This window comes from Prevotella sp. C561, assembly GCF_000224595.1.
GTDB classification, from domain to species: Bacteria; Bacteroidota; Bacteroidia; order Bacteroidales; family Bacteroidaceae; genus Prevotella; species Prevotella jejuni.
This window is the reverse complement of sequence record NZ_JH114168.1, coordinates 3,834-6,274: the sequence shown is the minus strand read 5'-3', so window position 1 is coordinate 6,274 and position 2,441 is coordinate 3,834. Positions and strand designations below refer to the sequence as shown.

The following is a 2,441-nucleotide window of genomic DNA, read 5'->3' as shown; positions in this document are numbered from 1 at the left end:
CAGAAAACAAGGAGACACTTGCTCGAATGAAACTAAAAAGTCGCATATGCACAAAGGAACAAGGGCGCATAAGATTACAGAAAGAGAGAAACGCGTCAATGTGGCTATCAGTAAAATTAGGTACAGGGTGGAACGCACTTTTGGTTCCATACACAGATGGTTTAGGGGAGGTACGGCAAGATATGTAGGACTTGCCAAAACACATGCACAGCATATTATGGAGGCTGTTGCCTACAACTTATATCGAACGCCAGGGATAATTGTGTCCAATGCTCTCAAATAAAAGAAAATTGGACACAAATATAGATGATAATAATCGTTTTACGGCATCAATTATAACAATAAACACGTTGGAATATGCTTCTAAACACAACTAAATGGGAATTTCTCTATAAATGAAGGTTTTGCAGAGGTCTCATGTAATGATTCTGAGAACCATGCAACAATTGGATATGGGCATCTTATTAGTTCGAGAAGTGTTGAAGAACTTGTTAAAAACAATTCTATGCCAAAGAAATATAGAAATGGTATAACTAAGCAAGAGGCAAACGATTTATTCATATCTGACCTTAGTGTAACAGAAGAGGGGTTAAGAAAGCGAGTGAAAGTCCCTTTATTCCAATGTGAATTTGATGCCTTGGTTAGCTTGTTGTATAATGCTGGAGTAGATCTTAAAGCACCCAAGTTGTTCACACACTTGGAGAACAAAGAATACCAAGCAGCAGCAGAGGAGTTCAAGGACATCATCAATAGAGGAACGGCATCAGAAAAAGGTTTAAGAAACAGAAGACTTAAAGAAGTTGACATCTTTAACAACAGCAACTACATAAACAATTAGATATGAGGTGTGTTATTATTTTACTTTTATCAGCTCTATGTGCATGTAAAGCGCCTTCAAAGAAAGTGTATGTATCTGAGCAAAGAGAAATTTATTCAGAACAAGAAGTGAAGTCTTCTTGTGTAGGAGAACGTATTAACTGGCAATTTATATCAATAGATAATATATATAATTCAGACTCACAAGCAGCTTCCTCCTTATTAACGAGACTCTCAGTTCCTCCAAAAGTAGAGACAAACAAGGACACGTTTATTATTAATGGAAAACAAAAAATTCTTTTTAGCCAACATAAAGAGAGACCCATATCCTATTTTATGTATGATACCCGATATTACATAAAAGATTTACATAACTATTTCATTAAAGCCAATAAAGAGTTTTCATTAAATATTAAAGATTCAATACCATATTTACAAATAGAAAAATATTTGGATGAAGAGAATGGTGCTTTTGATTGGGAGGATTATACTTTATGGCAAACAATACCTTGTAATGGGAAAGATCTGTTCTTGATATATAAAAGAGAATTTGTCTTACATTATAAGAATCCCCAAAGTGGATTTTATTCCAATACGGAGGATATGCACAATAAATCCCTTAGGGCAATTACGAATAAGAGTCTCTTGGCAAAGAGTAACGAAACATTGCCATACGATAAGCGTATTGACATAAAGACAGTAAAATACAATTTGATAGAAAGTAAGTACCTGAAAGGTGTTTCTGAATTTCTTTGTGATACAGGGAACAAACTCAGGTACCTACCGTTGCCCAATAAAGGCGATATATATTTGATTTTGGTTCCAATGGATTGTGGGGATTTTGACTATCGATTTTTTTTACTATCTATCAAGAATAATACCATCATATCAAACCTCTATGTTGAAGGAATTTGGTTTGAACCAGATAGTGATGAGTCTAAGGAGATTACATCCTTTAGAATTGACAAAAACTTTTCTATTAAGGTTAAAACTACATTTATAGATTCTTCGCAGAAAGTTAAAACTTATATAATTAGGGATGACGGTAAAATTATCGAAAAATAGAATAACCAACCAATAGGAATACTCTTTAATTTCATTATAACCTCAATTCCTCAGCATTATTCTTTGCAATCTACTTTTATATATTGACGTGACATTTTGGTATTTATCCATTGATTTGGGACTTTTCTGGGGTTCTTGGTTCTTGCATAGGCATGAAATCCCCCCACCCAAACCCAATGGGGGATATGATATCCACAAAGAAATACTGTTTATTCAAGGAATACTTCAGAGTAGTATGTTTTATTTGTATATAGGTTCAGAACGTTCTGCCTTCCCGTTCTCACCCATTTTGCTGGTACGCTGACAAAATGCAGGATAAAGGCTTTCAGTCTGCTTGTCTTTTTCAGCGGCTTGACCTTTTCGCTGATATGACGGACGAGATAGAGATAGAAGTTCTTCAGCATGGCGGTAACCATCATGAAAACCATGTTCTCAGCCATAAAGGAAATGGCAGATGTGACCATCCAAAGTCATTGTTCTGTATGTCGAAGTTCTTTTCACTTGCCCCAGCTCATTATAGAATGTAATGATGTCCTTNTCGGTAGACACCCAGGCATTGG

General features: G+C 35.4%; 3 protein-coding genes and 1 pseudogene. 3 read left to right on the top strand and 1 reads right to left on the bottom strand.

Annotated features, from left to right (window positions below; genetic code table 11):
- The 3 genes from HMPREF0666_RS15680 to HMPREF0666_RS15670 form a co-directional block, all read left to right on the top strand.
- Positions 1 to 283 (top strand): transposase (locus HMPREF0666_RS15680; protein WP_232214149.1); only part of this gene is annotated, 283 nt, incomplete at its 5' end.
- Between the two features lie 108 nt (positions 284 to 391).
- The gene (locus HMPREF0666_RS15675) at positions 392 to 838 is read left to right on the top strand and encodes a lysozyme (RefSeq protein ID WP_369750564.1); all 447 of its coding nucleotides are present in this window, start codon (positions 392 to 394) and stop codon (positions 836 to 838) included.
- A gap of 2 nt (positions 839 to 840) precedes the next feature.
- Entirely contained in the window at positions 841 to 1,881 is a 1,041-nt protein-coding gene (locus tag HMPREF0666_RS15670; RefSeq protein WP_009013371.1) for a hypothetical protein, read from the top strand.
- 209 nt (positions 1,882 to 2,090) lie between these two features.
- Here HMPREF0666_RS15670 and HMPREF0666_RS18370 read toward each other — a convergent pair.
- Positions 2,091 to 2,441 (bottom strand): annotated as a pseudogene (locus tag HMPREF0666_RS18370) (IS1380 family transposase); the annotation flags it as partial.